The sequence below is a fragment of the Nocardiopsis sp. N85 genome, assembly GCF_028882275.1.
Classification (GTDB): Bacteria; Actinomycetota; Actinomycetes; order Streptosporangiales; family Streptosporangiaceae; genus Nocardiopsis; species Nocardiopsis lambiniae.
Genome location: NZ_JARBUT010000022.1, coordinates 80,750 through 96,208 on the forward strand (window position 1 = coordinate 80,750; position 15,459 = coordinate 96,208).

The window sequence follows — 15,459 nt, forward strand, 5'->3', positions numbered from 1 at the left end:
ACGGCACCGCGCGGGCTCTGCCCCCAAAACATCTTTTCACGTGTTATCGCAGCCTCTACACCCTTCGGTTCGGTCACGAAGGGGCACCGGGTCATCACAGGTGGAGGGTCGACACCGTCCGCGCAATGGCCCGAGCGGACCATATTCGGTGGGATGGAAAGTGGGTCGAGTGGGTTCTGTCGCGACGGCCCCGGAGTCCGTAACTTTTTGCACAACGGGGCGGATCTCCGTCCGTCCCACTCGTCAGCCGGAGCCTACCCTTTCCCGGCAACCGCTCGGAGCACACGGATCGCCGGGCTCCCGCGGCCGCGGCTCACCACGGGGGAACAGCGCACATGTGGATTGACCAGTGGACGACCCGGGCACGTTGCCGCAGGATCGACCCCGACGCACTGTTCGTCCAGGGGTCGGCGCAGAACCGCGCCAAACTCATCTGCCATGACTGCCCCGTGCGCACCGAATGCCTGGTGGACGCGTTGGACAACCGGGTGGAGTTCGGTGTCTGGGGCGGCATGACCGAACGCGAACGCCGCGCCCTGTTGCGCAAGCACCCCCAGGTCACCGATTGGGCGCCGGTCCTGGACGAGGTCCGGCGCGAGGGTGACGAGGACCTCGTCCGTGATCTGGTCCGCTACGCCGAGACCCACGCGGCCTCCGCGGACTGAGGTCGCCGCGTCGGACGGTGCGGTACGGCCGAGACGCGGCCGCGCCGGCCGGGGTTCACCCGCCGGCCAGGGCCCTCCCGATACCCCGCAGGCCGTCCAGGTCGTGCACGTCCTCGGGCAGCGCGGGCACCTCCACCACCGGGACCTCCCGATGGTCGGCCGTCGACCGGTCCCGCAGTTCCCGCTCGCGCAGGTGGGTGCGGACCAGGTCGGCGTGCAACCGCAGTGCCGCCACGGTCTCCGGGTGCTCTCCGGCGGCGGCCAACGCGTCCGCCGACGCCGACGCCGTGTCCGCGTCCAAAGCGGAGCCCGCCCCCTCCGGTAGCGGATGGGTGCGGTTGATCACCAACCCCGCCAGCGGCATCGCGTCGGTGGCCAGCCGTCGCATGAAGTAGGAGGCCTCCCGCAGTGCGTCGGTCTCGGGCGCCGCCACCACCACGAACGCCGTCCCCGGCGCCTGGAGCAAACGGTAGGTGCGCTCCGCGCGCTCCTGGAACCCCCCGAACACCGTGTCGAACGCCGTCACGAACGCTCGCAGGTCGTTCAACAGCTGCGTCCCCAGGACCTTGCCCAGGATCGACGTCACCAGCCCGACACCGGCGCCCAACAACCGGAAGGCGCCACTGGGCGCGGGGGCGCTCAGGAACCTGACCAGTCGTCCGTCCAGGAACCGTCCCAACCGTTTCGGGGCGTCCAGGAAGTCCAACGCGGACCGGCTGGGCGGGGTGTCCACCACGATCAGGTCCCACTCCCCGGACTGGCGCAGCTGCCCGAGCTTCTCCATCGCCATGTACTCCTGCGTGCCGGAGAAGCTCGTGGAGAGGGTCTGGTAGAAGGGGTTGGCCAGGATCTGCCGGGCCCGCTCCGGATCGGCGTGCTCCTCGACGACCTGGTCGAAGGTCCGCTTCATGTCCAGCATCATCGCGTGCATGCTCCCGGTGGCCCCCTCCGGCAGCGGCACCGGACGCGGGGTGTCGTCCAGCGACGCCAACCCCATCGACTGCGCCAGTCGCCGGGCGGGGTCCACGGTGATGACCACCGTGCGCCGGCCGCGTTCGGCCGCCCGCAGGCCCAGGGCCGCCGCCGTGGTGGTCTTGCCGACCCCGCCCGCGCCGCAGCACACCACGATCCGCGTCGAGGGATCGTCGAGCAGCGCGTCCACGTCCAGACGTTCGGCGCTCACAGGCGCACCCCCTGTTCGATCATGCGGCGGGTCAGCGCCTCCAGCGCGGCCCGTCCCACTCCGCCCTCCACCAGGGGCAGGTCCAGCATCGGCGCGCCCGTGTCCGCGAGTTCCCCGCGCACCCGCCGTTCCAGGCGCACCCGCAGGGCGTGCGCGGTCACCTCACGCGCCAGAGAGACGGAGAGCGCGTCGGCGTCGTCGAGGCGGGCCGCCTTCAACCCGGTGGCCAACGCCTCCAGGTCGATCTCGCCCGCGGCGGCCGCGGCCAGCCCGGCCTCCGAGAGCAGTGACGGGCGCACCATGTTCACGACGACCATGCCGACGCGCAACCCCAGGTCGGAGATCTCGGCGATACCGTCGCGGGTCTCCTGGGCGGGCATCTCCTCCAGCAACGACACGAAGTGCACCCGGGTCCGCTCCGAACGGATCACCTCCATCACCCGGTCGGCGTGATTGCGGATCGGACCGACCCGGGCCAGCCCGGCCACCTCGGAGTTGACGTTGAGGAACCGGCCGATCCGACCGGTGGGCGGCGCGTCCATGACGACCGCGTCGTAACGGAAGGGGCCCTCCGGGCGACGCCGGCCACCCTCCCGGCGGCGCACCGCCTCGGTGGCCTTGCCGGTCAGGAGCACGTCCCGCAGCCCGGGGGCGATGGTGGTGGCGAAGTCGACGGCGCCCAGTCTCGTCAGCGCCTGCCCGGCCCGGCGTATCCCGTAGAACATCTCCAGGTACTCCATGAGCGCGGCCTCGGCGTCCGCGGCCAGCGCGAAGACGCTGCCGCCGCCCGGCACGGAGTCGATCTCGCGCTCCTCGTAGGGCAACGGCGGAACCCCGAACAGCGTCGAGACGCCCTGCCGTCCCTCCACCTCGACCAACAGCACCCGGCCACCGTCGGAGGCCAGGGCCCTGGCCAGCGCCGCCGCCACCGTCGTCTTCCCGGTCCCGCCCTTGCCGGTGACGATGTGCAGTCGGGCCCCGGCGCACGTCCGACCGGGCTCCCGTGGTCCGTGTTCGTGCTCGCTCACCCCACGGAGTCTATGCGGGTGTCCTCGCCTCGCACGGTGGGCGGCCGGGGTGAGTAATGTGGCGGCGTCGACGTGCCCGGACCAGCCGGGCGCACCGCACAGGGGGTAAGTGACCACATGAGCAAGTGGGAGTACCAGACGGTGGCATTGCTGTCGCACGCCACCAAGCAGATCCTCGACAACTGGGGTGCCGACGGCTGGGAACTCGTCTCCGTCGTTCCCGCGCCCCTGCCCGAGGGCACCGACCCGCGCAACCAGCAGTACGTCGCCTACATGAAGCGGGAACTCTAGATGGCCACCCCGGAAGAGCGGATCACCGAACTCGGACTGACCCTGCCGCGGGTGGCGGCCCCCGTGGCCTCCTACGTTCCGGCCGTGCGCAGCGGATCCCACGTGTACGTCTCGGGCCAGCTGCCGTTCGTGGACGGGAAGCTGCCCGCCACCGGCAAGGTCGGCGCGGAGGTCACCCCGGAGACCGCGCGGGAGCTGGCGGCGCTGTGCGCGCTCAACGCGATCGCCGCGGTGCGCGCCGAGGTCGGTGAACTGTCCAACGTCGTCCGCGTCGTCAAGGTGGGGGGCTTCGTGGCGAGCGCACCCGATTTCACCGGACACCCCGGCGTCATCAACGGGGCCAGCGACCTCCTCGCCCAGGTGTTCGGCGAGGCCGGCGTGCACGCCCGCGCGGCGGTCGGTGTGGCGGCCCTGCCGTTGGACTCGCCGGTCGAGGTCGACATGATCGTCGAAGTCGTCTGAGGAGCGAGGAGAGAACGATGTCGAGCGGTTCGGAGCAGGGCGGGGCCCCGGCGCCCCGTCCGGCCGCCACGGTGGTGCTGCTGCGCCGGGCGGGCGAGGGCATGGAGGTCCTGCTCATGCGCAGGGTCCGCTCCATGGGCTTCGCCCCCGGCGCCTACGTCTTCCCCGGTGGCGGGGTGGACGAGCGCGACGCGGCCGGTGACCTGCCCTGGACGGGGCCGTCCCCCGAGGAGTGGGCGGCCGTGCTCGGCGTCGACGTGCCCCGGGCACGGGCCCTGGTCTGCGCGGCGGTCCGCGAGACCTTCGAGGAGACCGGCGTGCTCCTGGCCGGTGGGCCGGGGAGCGACGGCCTCGTCCTCGACACGACGTCGGAGGAGTGGGAACGGGACCGGTTGGGGTTGATCGACCGTTCCCGTTCCTTCACCGAGGTGCTGTCCCGTCGCGGTCTGGTGCTGCGCTCGGAGTGGCTGCGCGCCTGGTCGCGGTGGATCACCCCGATCGGGGAGAAGCGCCGGTTCGACACCTGGTTCTTCGCCGCCGAACTGCCGCGGGGCCAGCTCTCCCGGGACGTCGGCGGGGAGGCCGACCTGACCCGGTGGATCGACCCGGCGCTCGTGGAGGAGGAGTGGTCGCGGGGGCGGATGCCGATGCTGCCGCCGACCCTGGTCACCTGTGGTCAGGTGGCCGAGTGCGGCACCCTGGCCGGGGTGAGGAGCGCGAAACGGGATATCGTCGCCATTGAGCCCGAAGTGCGCGTGGTCGACGGTCGGCTCCGTGTCTTCGCCCCCGACGGGATCGACTATCCCCTTCCCAGTTGAGTGAGGTGCGATGAGGATCGACGGTTCAGGCACACTGCGCGCCGGCTGCGTCCTGTGCCCCAACCCGGGGCCGATGACCCTGGAGGGGACCAACACCTGGATCCTGCGCGAGCCCGGTGCCCGCGGGGTCGTGGTGGTCGATCCGGGCCCGCACGACGAGCGGCACCTCGAACGGGTGGCGCGCACCGTGCAGGAACAGGGCGCCCAGGTGCTCATGGCGATCCTCACCCACCGGCACCCCGATCACTCCGAGGGCGCGCGCTACTTCTCCGAACTCACCGGGGCCCCGGTGCACGCCGTCGACCCGGACCTGCGGGTGGGCGGCCGAGGCCTGACCGACGGTGAGGTGCTGGACGTCGACGGTCTGCGGCTGCGGGTGCTGGCCACCCCCGGGCACACCGACGACTCGATCTGCCTGCTGGTGGAGGCGGACGGCGCGATCCTCACCGGCGACACGGTCCTGGGGCACGGGAGCACCGTCATCGACGGCGACGACGGTCTGGGGCCCTACATGGAGTCGCTGTACCGGCTGCGCGACCTGGTCCGCGAGGAGCAGGTGCGCACCCTGCTGCCGGGGCACGGGCCGATCATCACCACGCCCGCCGCGGCGCTGGACTCCTACATCGACCACCGCGAGTCCCGGCTCGGCCAGGTGTTGGAGGCGGTGGTCGCGGGCGCCGTGCGGGTGGAGGAGATCGTCGACCGGGTGTACCCGGACATCACCGAGCAGATCCGGTTCGCGGCGATGTCGTCGGTCCGCGCTCAGTTGCGCTACCTGGCCGTGAACGGACGCCTGCCCGACGGCGTCGAGGTCTGAGCCGCACCCTCTCGAACCTCCGCCGCGGAAACGGCGACGGGCTCCGGTCCGCGCGATTCCCGACGAGGGGATTCGACGCGGGCCGGAGCCCGCCGGCCCGGGGCTCCCGCCGTGCGGGGCCGGGGTGTCGCCGACCTAACGGGCGCGGCGGCGCATGCGCTCGACGTCCAGCAGGACGACGGCCTTGGCCTCGATCCGCAGCCAGCCGCGCAGCGCGAACTCGGCGAGGGCCTTGTTGACCGTCTCACGGGAGGCGCCGACCAGCTGGGCGAGCTCCTCCTGGGTGAGGTCGTGGTGGACGTGCAGGCCGTCGTCGCCCTCCTTGCCGAACTTCTCGGCGAGTTCGAGCAGGGCCTTGGCCACACGGCCGGGCACGTCGGTGAAGACCAGGTCGGCCATCACGTCGTTGGTCCGGCGCAGACGCTCGGCGAGGGCCTTGAGCAGCTGGAGCGAGACCTGGGAGCGGATGGACAGGAACGGGCGCAGGTCGTCGTGGCCCAGCCCGGCCAGGACGGAGTCGGTCACCGCGACGGCGCTCGCCGTGCGCGGGCGCGGGTCGAACAGCGACAGTTCGCCGAACATCTCGCCGGGGCCGAGCACCCCGAGCAGGTTCTCGCGGCCGTCCACGGCCGTGCGGGTCAGCTTCACCTTCCCGCTGAGGATGACGTACAGGCGGTCGCCCTCGTCGCCCTCGTTGAACAGGGTCTGCCCACGACCCAGGCGCACCTCGTTGACCGAGGAGCGCAGCGCAGCCGTGTCCTCCTCGTCCAAGGCCTCGAACAAGGGGGCCTTGCGCAGAACCTCGTTGATGTCGTCCACCACACGTCCTCCTACTAAAACCTGACCGCCAACAGTGTGACGTATATCGCATCCGGGTGTGAAACCAGGTCGTTACCTCGGCTTGTCCGCCGGGAGACCCGCGCCCACGACTGGCAGACGTCAGCCTCTGCGATCTTAGTCGTGATCGGCTTCCAGCAGGGATCTCCGCGCCGTGCCACCGGGACATTGGTTACATAATCCCGCCGGTCGTCCTCCGTCCCGCGAGCGGGTGGGGTCCCACGGATCCGCGCGGATCCCCACGGCCCCCTACCCTGTGACGATGCCCCGTGACACGACGAACGCGAACATTCCAGAGCGCACCCCCACGGGCGAGAGCCGTCTCGCGCTGGTCCGTCGCGCCCGCAGGACGTACCGGGAACTCACCGAGCTCTACCCGGACGCCCACTGCGAGCTGAACTTCACGACCCCGTTGGAGTTGTTGGTCGCGACGATCCTGTCCGCCCAGTGCACGGACAAGCGGGTCAACCAGGTGACCCCCACCCTGTTCGCGCACTACCCCGACGCCGAGGCCTACGCGTCCGCCGACCGTGACGAACTTGAGGGGATCATCCGACCTCTTGGCTTCTTCAGGGCCAAGGCGAACAGCCTCATGGGCCTCGGGTCCGCGTTGTGCGAGCAGCACGGCGGCGAGGTCCCTGGGAACCTCGCCGACCTGGTCAAACTACCGGGTGTGGGGCGGAAAACCGCAAACGTACTCCTCGGTAACGCCTTCGATGTGCCCGGAATCACCGTCGATACCCACTTCGGGCGTCTCGTCCGTCGATTCGGGTGGACCGACGAAGAGGACCCGGTCAAGGTCGAGCACGCCATCGGCGGCCTGTTCCCGCCCAAGGACTGGACCATGCTCTCCCACCGCGTCGTCTGGCACGGGCGCCGCGTCTGCCACGCCCGCAGACCCGCCTGTGGGGCGTGCGGACTGGCCCGCTGGTGCCCTTCCTTCGGTGAGGGCCCCACCGACCCGGAGACCGCCGCCAAGCTGTTGCGCATGCGCTCCTTCGCCTGACGTCCGCCGCGTCGCCGCCCCGTCGGCATCCGGACGGGTCGACCGGGTGAACGGAGAGCGCGTCCACCGGACAGCCGGTCCCCCATGGCGTCCGCTCGGCGGGCTCCGCCCCGGCCTCGCCGTGCCCCGCACGAGTCCGACTCCGACGGGAGCCGGTCGCCGTACAACGAGATGACCGAGCACCGCACCGCACCCGCCCGGGCCCGACCGCCCCCTCCGACGGGCGGCCCGTCCGCGCACCGTCGAGAACGGGCGGTCGCGCTTTGTACTCTGATGGTGTGAGCGTTGACACCGGAGAGCCGACCCGACCCCTCCAAGAGCGCGATCCGGGCCCGGCCGCGCGCCCTCTGCGTACCGAGGGCGTTCGCGTGGGGCGACGCGGGTCCGCACCCGCCTCGCCCGATGTCGCGATCGGCGATCCGCACGCCCGCCGAGGTCCCATCACATGACGACCGACGGGAACGGCGCGGGGGATCCGCGTCGCGGGCGGGTGTACGCCCGCCCGTGTCCACCGGTCCGCCCCCTCATCGAAGGCAGGTGCCGCCCATGAACCCCGTGCCGCCCTGGCTCGCCGCGCTCGCCGACTCCGCGTCCGGCATGACCGTGCCGCCGCAGATGCGCCCGCCGCGCGACGGCGGCCGCGAGTCCGCCGTCCTCATCCTCTTCGGTGAGGGCCCCCACGGCCCCGACCTGCTGCTCATCCAGCGCAACGCCGGTCTGCGCCGGCACCCGGGACAGCCCGCCTTCCCCGGCGGCCGCATCGAACCCACCGACCCCTCCCCGGAGGCCGCGGCGCTGCGCGAGGCCGCCGAGGAGACCGGTCTGGTGCCCGCCGGGGTGGACGTCCTCGGCCGCCTCCCGGAGCTCTACCTCAGTTTCAGCGACTTCCGGGTGGCCCCCGTGCTCGGTTGGTGGCGCGACCCCAGCGAGGTGCGCCCCACCGACCTGCACGAGGTCGCCGCGGTCTCCCGGGTCCCCGTCTCCGACCTCGCCGACCCCGCGAACCGGGTCATGGTGCGCTACGGGGACGGCCCCCGGTGGGGTCCCGGATTCCGTGTGGACGGCATGCTCGTGTGGGGGTTCACCGGTGCGATCGTCGACCGGCTGCTCGCCCTGGGCGAATGGGAACTTCCCTGGCGTCGTGAGGGTCTCACCGATGTGTTCGAGGCGACACCGAACGGACTGCGCCCCGTCGGCTGAGGCCGGCACCGCTCACCTCGCTTCCGTGGGTAGCGCTCACCTTTGGAGGGCAATGTGCTCGACGTGATCCTGATCGTCCTGTTGCTGCTGTTCGCGGTGACCGGGTACCGACAGGGTTTCATCGTCGGTGTCTTCAGCTTCGCGGGGTTCATCGGCGGCGGCGTGCTCGCCGCCCTGACCGCCCCCGGGTACATCCAGCAGTGGGTGGCCGACCCCGGACGGCAGGCCCTCATAGCCATCGCCGTGGTGTTCCTGTCCGCCGCACTCGGCCAGTTCCTGCTCTCCTACCTGGGCACGATGGTGCGCAACAAGGTGACGTGGGACTCGGCCCGGGTCGTGGACGCCATGGGCGGCGCCGTCGTCAGCGGCTTCTCGGTGCTGCTGGTGGCCTGGTTCATCGGCAGCACGGTCGCCAACTCCGCGCTGCCCTTCGTCGCCGAACAGGTGCGGGGCTCCCGCATCCTCCAATCGGTCGACACGCTCATGCCCGAGTCGGCGCACAGCGGCTTCTCGACCTTCCGTCGTGTGGTCGACCAGAGTGCCTTCCCGCAGGTGTTCAGCGGTCTGGGCACCGGGGAACTGGCCGAGGTCGAACCGCCGGACCCCGACGTGCTCACCACCCCCGAACTCATCGAGGCCAGCCGCAGCGTCGTCAAGGTGCTGGGTACCGCGCCCTCGTGCCAGCGCCGGGTGGAGGGCACCGGGTTCGTCTACTCCGACGGCCGCATCATGACCAACGCGCACGTGGTCGCCGGGGTCACCGACGATCTGCGGGTGGTCACCCGGGAAGGACACCAGCTCGACGCCACCCTGGTGCTGTTCGACGCCCAACAGGACCTGGCCGTGCTGCACGTCCCCGACCTGGAGCTGGCACCCCTGGAGTTCACCCACGACGCGCCCCAGGGAGGGGACGCCGTCGTCGCCGGCTTCCCGCGCAACAGCGGGTTCACCGCGGTCCCGGCCCGGGTGCGGGCCCGCCAGACCGCCCAGGGGCCGGACTTCTACCACTCCCAGCAGGTGAGCCGGGAGATCTACCAGGTGCGCGCCGTGGTGCGGCCGGGCAACTCCGGTGGGCCGCTGCTGGCCCCCGACGGCACCGTCTACGGGGTGGTGTTCGCCGCCGCCACCAACGAGCCCGAGACCGGGTACGTGCTCACCGCCGACGAGGTCGCCGCCAACGCCGAGAGCGGACTCACCGCCACCGCGGAGGTCTCCTCGCGGAACTGCGACTGAACGGGGCCCGGCCGGGTCGGAGAGCGGCCGGCCCGCGAGGCTCGGAGAACGGCGAAGGGCGCCTCCCCCGCGGGGAAGGCACCCTCATCGCACCGTGTCCGGAACCCTAGTTGGCACTCGGGTCCGGCGTGATCGGCCAGCTCATGCGCACGATGGTGCCGTGCTCGCCGGGATCGATCTTCACCTCGTCGGCCAAGCCGGTGATGACCGCCAGCCCCAGCCCCGGGGAGAACCCCGAGATCCCGCCGGGAGGGGTGTCCTCACCGTCGAGGAAGAGCCCGTCGAGGAGGGGCTCGGTGTGGTCGGTCGGCTCCAAGGCCTCCTGGGCGGGAGCCCTGTCGGAGACGACCACCTCGAAGCGTCGCGTCGCGCTCCCGTTGGCGCGCAGGATACGGCTCGCGGTGTCGGTTCGGGAGTCCGACACCGGCTCGGGCCCGCCGTCGTCGATCAGCTGCAACAGGATCGGCTGTGTCGGACAGTGCAGCTTGTGCGCCGCCACCGCCCGGGAGCACGCCTCACCGACCGCCAACCGGATCTCGTCGATCGTGGAGGCGGGGATTCCGGCACGCCGGGCCACGGTCGCGGCCATGAGCCGGGCCGTGCGCACGTGTGCCGGAAGCGCGCTGATCGTGAGCGTGATGGTCGCCATCGCTCGCTCTGTACTACTTCGCGGCACGCTTGTCGATGGCTTCCTGCACGGTGTTGTGGATACCGAAGACCTTGGTCAGACCGGTGATCCGGAAGATCTTGAGGATGCGCTCCTGGGTGCACACCAGATCGAGGGTGCCGTCGTGCGCGCGAACGCGCTTGAGCCCGCCCACGAGCACACCCAGACCCGTCGAGTCCAGGAACTCCACCTTCTCCATGTTGACCACGAGGTGGAAGTTGCCCTTGTTGACCAGGTCGATCAGCAGCTCGCGGAGCCGGGGTGCGGTGTAGACGTCGATCTCACCCTCAACGACGACGATCTCCGTGTCGCCCTCGGTGTAATGATCAAGTTTCAAATCCACTAGTCCTCCAGCGCCGATGATCTCTGCCGGGCGTTACCCCACCAGCACGCATTCAACCACGGGTGTCGTGTTCGTCCTCCCGTGATGCACGGAAAAACCGTGACACCGCGCGACCGTTCCCCCGGATGGCACACTGAAACCAATGTCCATCAGGAAGAACACGCCCGGTGAGGAGGGGTCTCGGATGAGGCGATCGGAGCCCGTGCTCCCCGGTGTGTGGCGTGACGAAACCCGGTACCCGCAGGTGACCCACGTCGAACACGTGGCCCGACATGACGGGGTGAGCGAGCGGTGGCCTGAGTGGGCCCCACCCCACCTGGTCGAACGTCTGGCCGCTCGGGGGATCACGGAGCCGTGGTCCCACCAGGTGGCCGCCGCCGACCTCGCACGCTCGGGCCGTGATGTGATCATAGCCACGGGTACCGCCTCGGGAAAGTCACTTGCCTTCCTTATGCCCGCGGTGGAGGCGGTTGACTCGGGTGGAACGGTGCTCTATCTCTCGCCGACCAAGGCGCTGTCCCGAGATCAGCTCCGCGCCATCGAGGAACTGGGGCTTCCCGGGATGCGGGCGGCCGTCTACGACGGGGACACCCCACCGGAGGAACGCTCCTGGGTGCGCGAGCACGGTGACTATGTGCTCACCAATCCGGACATGCTCCATCACGGCCTGCTGCCCCGCCACGAGGGGTGGCGACGCTTCCTGCGCCGGCTGCGCTACGTCATCGTGGACGAGGCGCACCTGTACCGCGGGGTGTTCGGATCGCACGTCGCGCAGATCCTGCGCCGGCTCCGCCGGGTGTGCGCCCGCCACCGCGCCGAACCGGTGTTCGTGCTCGCCTCCGCGACCTCCGGCAGCCCCGGTGAGAGCGCCACCCGATTGACCGGGATCCCGGTCACCGCCGTCACCGAGGACGGTTCGCCGCGCCCGGGGATGTCGGTGGCGCTGGTGGAGCCCGAACTCACCGACCTGACCGGCGAACACGGTGCGCCGGTGCGCCGGACCGCGCCCTCCCAGGCCGCCGAGATGCTCGCCGACCTGGTACGGCAGGGGGTGCGCACGCTCGTGTTCGTGCGTTCGCGCCAAGGGGCCGAACTGGTGTCGCTCACCGCTCAGCGGATGCTGGAACCGGATCTGGCCCGGCGTGTGGCCGCCTACCGCGGCGGCTACACGCCCTCGGAGCGGCGCAGGCTGGAAGAGGCGTTGCGCTCCGGGGAACTGCTCGGGCTGGCCAGTACGAACGCCCTCGAACTGGGGGTGGACATCACCGGATTGGACGCGGTGATCATCGCCGGTTGGCCGGGGACCCGCGCCTCCCTGTGGCAACAGGCGGGGCGCGCGGGGAGGGGCGACGAGGACGCGCTGGCGGTGTTCGTGGCCCGTGACGACCCGTTGGACACCTATCTGGTGCACCACCCGGAGGCCATTTTCGGTCAGTCCGTGGAAACGGCCGTGCTCGATCCGGAAAACCCGCACATCCTGGGTCCGCACCTGTGCGCGGCCGCTCAGGAGTTCCCGATCACGGAGAGCGACTTCGGCGTCTTCGGGCCGACCATCGAGGAACGGCTGGCCGAACTCGTCGAACGGAAACTTCTCAGGAAACGCCCCAGAGGCTGGTTCTGGACAAGCAATGAAAGGGCAAGTGACCTGGCCGATATCAGGGGATCAGGCGGTTCACCGGTCCAGATCGTCGACGTTTCCACCGGTGGTCTGCTCGGCGAGATCGACGAGGCGGCCGCCCACGGGACCGTGCACCCCGGAGCGGTCTACCTCCACCAGGGGGATACCTACCTGGTCGACGGGTTGGACCTGGACGAGGGGGTGGCGCTGGTCCACCCCGCCGAACCGCCGTACGGCACGTGGGCGCGCGACACCACCGACATCACCGTCCGGTCGGTCATCCGCGAGGAGGAGTGGCCGAGCGGGATCACCCTTCGCTTCGGTGAGGTCGAGGTGACCCGGCAGGTGATCGGCTACCTCAAACGGGATGTGCGCACCGGTTCGGTCCTCGGGGAGCAGTCCCTCGACCTGCCCGCGCGCACCCTCCACACCCGGGCCGTGTGGTGGACGCTGCCGCCCGAGGCCGAACAGCGCCTGCGCAAGGAGGAGGTCGGCCTGCTCGGCGCCGCCCACGCCGCCGAGCACGCCGCGATCGGCATGCTGCCGCTGCTGGCCACCTGCGACCGCTGGGACATCGGCGGGGTGTCCACGGCGACCGGCCGGGTGGAGGTGTACGTCTACGACGGGCACGAAGGCGGAGCGGGGTTCGCCGAACGCGGCTACGCCGCGGCCCGGGAGTGGCTCACCGCGACCCGCGCGGCCATCGCCGACTGCGAGTGCGAGGAGGGGTGCCCGTCCTGCATCCAGTCCCCCAAGTGCGGCAACGGCAACGAACCCCTGAGCAAGTCGGGTGCCCTGCGCCTTCTCGACGAGGTGCTCGCCACACCCTCCTGCCGGTGAGGGCGGTGGCGATCTCCTCCCGGTCGGCGCCGATCGCGGCCTCGGCGGCCACGACCTCCTCCGAGCGGCCGCCCCAGAAGCTGCGGCTCATCGCCAGGACCGTGATGTGGAAGTCCGTGCCACCGGAGGGCGGTGGGATGGAGGAGGTCTCCCGGGTGAAGGGGCGGGTGAGGTCCGCGTCGATCAGGCGGAGGCGTTCGCGCGCGTCGGCGGGTACGGGAGGGAGCGCCATCCCGGCACCCCGGCCGCCTTCGCGGACGCCGCGAGAGGCGGTGTCGGGGCGGCGGGAAAGTTATCCACAGGCTGGGGAAAGCCCTTTCGCTCCGACCCCCAGCGACCGAACCTGGAATCGGGACCGACACCTCTGTCGGTCCTCCTACCAGGGAGGTCCCGTGTTCTCTTCGGCATGCCTTGCCACCCTCGCCCGCTGTCCGTTCCCCCTCCTGCCGGCGGTGTCGCACCGTGCCGCGCCCCCGGAGGCCGAACGGGGGATCACCACCACCGAGTACGCGCTGTGCATCATCACCGCCGTCGCGTTCGCGGGGGTCCTCTACGCGATCGTCAAGAGCCCGGCCGTCAACGACGCCCTCACCGGCATCGTCGTCAATGCGCTCGGCACGGGCTTCTGACCGGGGCGCCGTCACCGTCGAGGCCGCCCTCACCCTGCCCGCCCTCCTCATCGTCCTGGCGGTCGCGGTCGGCGCCGTCACCGCGGCCGACGCCCGGCTCGCGTGCGCCGACGCCGCCCGCGTGGGCGCCCGGGCCCTGGCCCGGGGGGAGAGCGGGGATCTGGCCCGGGAGGCGGCCCTCGACGCGGCTCCCGTGGGGGCCGAGGTCCACCTCGCCCGAGACGGGGGAACGGCCCGCGTCACCGTCACCGCCGAACTCCGCTTCGGCCGTGTCCACGTCCACCCCGTGAGGGTGCGCGGCACGGCCGCCGTCCTCCTCGAACCCGGGATCCCACCATGACCGCGGACTCCGGTGGGGCCACCGTCCACTGGATCACCATGAGCACCCTGTTGTGGACCGTCGCGCTCGCCGCCGTCCTGGCGGCGACCGCCCGGCTCGACCGGGACCGTGCCGGCACCGCCGCCGACCTCGCCGCCCTCGCGGCGGCCTCCGTCGCCGTCCACGGAACGGACGCCGCCTGCGAGCGCGCCCGTCTGACCGCCGAGGCCAACGGGGCCTCCCTCGACACCTGTGAGATCGCCGGCCACACCGCCGAGGTGGTGGTCGCGGTCCCCACCGTCCTGGACCTGACCGTCAACGCGCACTCACGCGCGGGGCCGGTCCACGGAACCGTCCCACACGAGGAAGAACCATGACCCTCACCGTCGTGATGTGCGCCCTGCTCCTGTGCGTCCCACCCCACCCCGAACCCGCGCCGTCCATCTGCCCGCCGCCGTCGGTGGCCCCCGACCGTCCTCACCCGGACCCGGCGAGGACGGCCTGCCCGTCACCACGGGTGGTGCCGGTCGCCGAGCCGGGACCGGAGACCGTCCGGGGAACGGCGGAACGGGGATCCGAGTCCGCGCCCGTCCCACCCGCGGAGCCGACCACGGTCCAGATGGTCCACTACGTCTCCACCACCCCCGCTCCGGCCGAGACCGTCGCCCGCTTCGTCGGCAACGTCTCCACCGTGTTCCTGTTCCTGCTCGCCGCGACGGTGCTCGTCCTGCGCCTCACGGTCGGCTGGCCCCGGTTCCCCACGCCCTACCTCGGGCGCCGCCGCGCCGGCTCCGCTCCGGACGACCCCTGGTGACCTCGGCCTCCGAACGTCCCCGCCCCGGACGGGGAGCGCCCCGGGCCGGATCCGTGTTCCCTCTCCCGGAGGTATGACCGGGCCGTGGACGACTCCGTCCTACGGGCATCCCGGCCATGGGCGGGAACGCGCCGCCCGACGGGGCCTTTCGTCCGGGGCGCGGTCGTGCGACGAGCCCCATGAGGCGGTGCGGGGCGGCGATGCGCGCGGGTCGCGCACACCAGGGCCGCCACGGCCTTACCCTCCGATGTATGGGACACCGACACCCGAGCAAACTCAAGAACACCGAGGTGGGACACGCGCGGGCGCGGTGGTTGTTGCGGGCCGAGCTGGCGGGGTGCGCGGAATGCCGAACCGAGGGCGATCGCGAGGCCTTGGGAGACCTCGCCGAGGAGGGTGTGTTCGACTCCTTCATCACCGGGTTCGTCCTCGCCCGGGTCCCCCAGTGGCGACCCCCGGGCCGCACGCCCCGCTACCCGGCGACGGTGTACCGCCTCGCCCCGGTCGACGAACGCGACTTCTGGCGGGCGCCCACCCAGCACTGCATGCGCCTGTGCACGGTCGAGGGCCCGCGCGGCACCCGGGTGGACACCCTGCCCGCGCTCAAGGAACTGCGCCTGATGTCCCTGCGGGACCGCTCCCTGGTCCTGGGCGACCTCATCGACGGCTTGAGCGAGGACGAGGCCTGA

The 15,459-nt window shown here is 71.5% G+C and carries 19 protein-coding genes; 14 read left to right on the forward strand and 5 right to left on the reverse strand.

Annotation, left to right across the window (positions count from 1 at the left end; translation table 11 throughout):
- Positions 1 to 335 precede the first annotated feature (335 nt).
- Positions 336 to 665, forward strand: a complete 330-nt coding sequence (locus tag PWG71_RS24280; protein WP_274812295.1) for a WhiB family transcriptional regulator — start codon at positions 336 to 338, stop codon at positions 663 to 665.
- Between the two features lie 55 nt (positions 666 to 720).
- Here the strand turns inward: PWG71_RS24280 and PWG71_RS24285 are convergent, their stop codons facing one another.
- Positions 721 to 1,848 (reverse strand): ArsA family ATPase, encoded by a 1,128-nt coding sequence (locus PWG71_RS24285; protein ID WP_274812296.1) that lies wholly within the window; start codon positions 1,846 to 1,848, stop codon positions 721 to 723.
- The gene (locus PWG71_RS24290) at positions 1,845 to 2,876 is read right to left on the reverse strand and encodes an ArsA-related P-loop ATPase (protein ID WP_274812297.1); all 1,032 of its coding nucleotides are present in this window, start codon (positions 2,874 to 2,876) and stop codon (positions 1,845 to 1,847) included. Before PWG71_RS24290 ends, PWG71_RS24285 begins: the two co-directional genes overlap by 4 nt.
- A gap of 117 nt (positions 2,877 to 2,993) precedes the next feature.
- Here PWG71_RS24290 and PWG71_RS24295 point away from each other — a divergent pair, with 117 nt between their 5' ends.
- Genes PWG71_RS24295 through PWG71_RS24310 form a run of 4 tightly spaced genes read left to right on the forward strand, consistent with a single transcriptional unit; the run spans position 2,994 to position 5,264 of the window.
- The gene (locus PWG71_RS24295) at positions 2,994 to 3,167 is read left to right on the forward strand and encodes a DUF4177 domain-containing protein (RefSeq protein ID WP_013156298.1); all 174 of its coding nucleotides are present in this window, start codon (positions 2,994 to 2,996) and stop codon (positions 3,165 to 3,167) included.
- Positions 3,168 to 3,629, forward strand: coding sequence for a RidA family protein (locus PWG71_RS24300; RefSeq protein ID WP_274812298.1), 462 nt, complete (start codon positions 3,168 to 3,170; stop codon positions 3,627 to 3,629). It begins immediately after the preceding gene.
- Positions 3,630 to 3,646: 17 nt separating this feature from the next.
- Positions 3,647 to 4,447 (forward strand): NUDIX hydrolase, encoded by an 801-nt coding sequence (locus tag PWG71_RS24305; protein ID WP_274812299.1) that lies wholly within the window; start codon positions 3,647 to 3,649, stop codon positions 4,445 to 4,447.
- Positions 4,448 to 4,457: 10 nt separating this feature from the next.
- Positions 4,458 to 5,264: an MBL fold metallo-hydrolase gene (locus tag PWG71_RS24310; protein WP_274812300.1), complete on the forward strand. Its 807-nt coding sequence runs from the start codon at positions 4,458 to 4,460 to the stop codon at positions 5,262 to 5,264.
- Positions 5,265 to 5,399: 135 nt separating this feature from the next.
- Here the strand turns inward: PWG71_RS24310 and PWG71_RS24315 are convergent, their stop codons facing one another.
- Complete coding sequence (locus PWG71_RS24315; RefSeq protein WP_274812301.1) at positions 5,400 to 6,086, reverse strand: Crp/Fnr family transcriptional regulator; 687 nt, start codon at positions 6,084 to 6,086, stop codon at positions 5,400 to 5,402.
- 277 nt (positions 6,087 to 6,363) lie between these two features.
- On the opposite strand from PWG71_RS24315, the gene nth reads away from it, so the two are divergent.
- The 3 genes from nth (at position 6,364) to PWG71_RS24330 (ending at position 9,540) form a co-directional block, all read left to right on the forward strand.
- A complete protein-coding gene (gene nth, locus PWG71_RS24320; RefSeq protein ID WP_274812302.1) occupies positions 6,364 to 7,107 on the forward strand; it encodes an endonuclease III in 744 nt (247 codons plus the stop codon).
- Positions 7,108 to 7,653: 546 nt separating this feature from the next.
- Positions 7,654 to 8,307: an NUDIX hydrolase gene (locus PWG71_RS24325; protein WP_274812303.1), complete on the forward strand. Its 654-nt coding sequence runs from the start codon at positions 7,654 to 7,656 to the stop codon at positions 8,305 to 8,307.
- Positions 8,308 to 8,361: 54 nt separating this feature from the next.
- Positions 8,362 to 9,540, forward strand: coding sequence for a MarP family serine protease (locus PWG71_RS24330; protein WP_274812304.1), 1,179 nt, complete (start codon positions 8,362 to 8,364; stop codon positions 9,538 to 9,540).
- Between the two features lie 106 nt (positions 9,541 to 9,646).
- Here PWG71_RS24330 and PWG71_RS24335 read toward each other — a convergent pair whose 3' ends face one another.
- Together PWG71_RS24335 and PWG71_RS24340 are read right to left on the reverse strand one after the other, a co-directional pair.
- Positions 9,647 to 10,189 (reverse strand): ATP-binding protein, encoded by a 543-nt coding sequence (locus PWG71_RS24335; protein ID WP_274812305.1) that lies wholly within the window; start codon positions 10,187 to 10,189, stop codon positions 9,647 to 9,649.
- A 13-nt stretch (positions 10,190 to 10,202) separates the two neighbouring features.
- Positions 10,203 to 10,550, reverse strand: a complete 348-nt coding sequence (locus tag PWG71_RS24340; RefSeq protein WP_274812306.1) for an STAS domain-containing protein — start codon at positions 10,548 to 10,550, stop codon at positions 10,203 to 10,205.
- A gap of 184 nt (positions 10,551 to 10,734) precedes the next feature.
- Between PWG71_RS24340 and PWG71_RS24345 the strand changes: the two genes are divergently transcribed.
- The 6 genes from PWG71_RS24345 to PWG71_RS24370 all read left to right on the forward strand — a co-directional run bounded on the left by PWG71_RS24345 (position 10,735) and on the right by PWG71_RS24370 (position 15,459).
- Positions 10,735 to 13,008, forward strand: coding sequence for a DEAD/DEAH box helicase (locus PWG71_RS24345; RefSeq protein ID WP_274812307.1), 2,274 nt, complete (start codon positions 10,735 to 10,737; stop codon positions 13,006 to 13,008).
- A 392-nt stretch (positions 13,009 to 13,400) separates the two neighbouring features.
- On the forward strand, positions 13,401 to 13,637 hold the full coding sequence (locus PWG71_RS24350) for a DUF4244 domain-containing protein (protein WP_446725093.1): 237 nt from the start codon (positions 13,401 to 13,403) through the stop codon (positions 13,635 to 13,637).
- Positions 13,615 to 13,977 (forward strand): TadE family type IV pilus minor pilin, encoded by a 363-nt coding sequence (locus PWG71_RS24355; protein ID WP_274812308.1) that lies wholly within the window; start codon positions 13,615 to 13,617, stop codon positions 13,975 to 13,977. The genes PWG71_RS24350 and PWG71_RS24355 overlap by 23 nt, the downstream gene beginning before the upstream one ends.
- Positions 13,974 to 14,333: an Rv3654c family TadE-like protein gene (locus tag PWG71_RS24360; RefSeq protein ID WP_274812309.1), complete on the forward strand. Its 360-nt coding sequence runs from the start codon at positions 13,974 to 13,976 to the stop codon at positions 14,331 to 14,333. The genes PWG71_RS24355 and PWG71_RS24360 overlap by 4 nt, the downstream gene beginning before the upstream one ends.
- Positions 14,330 to 14,770, forward strand: a complete 441-nt coding sequence (locus PWG71_RS24365; RefSeq protein WP_274812310.1) for a hypothetical protein — start codon at positions 14,330 to 14,332, stop codon at positions 14,768 to 14,770. The genes PWG71_RS24360 and PWG71_RS24365 overlap by 4 nt, the downstream gene beginning before the upstream one ends.
- Before the next feature lie 251 nt (positions 14,771 to 15,021).
- A complete protein-coding gene (locus tag PWG71_RS24370; protein WP_274812311.1) occupies positions 15,022 to 15,459 on the forward strand; it encodes a hypothetical protein in 438 nt (145 codons plus the stop codon).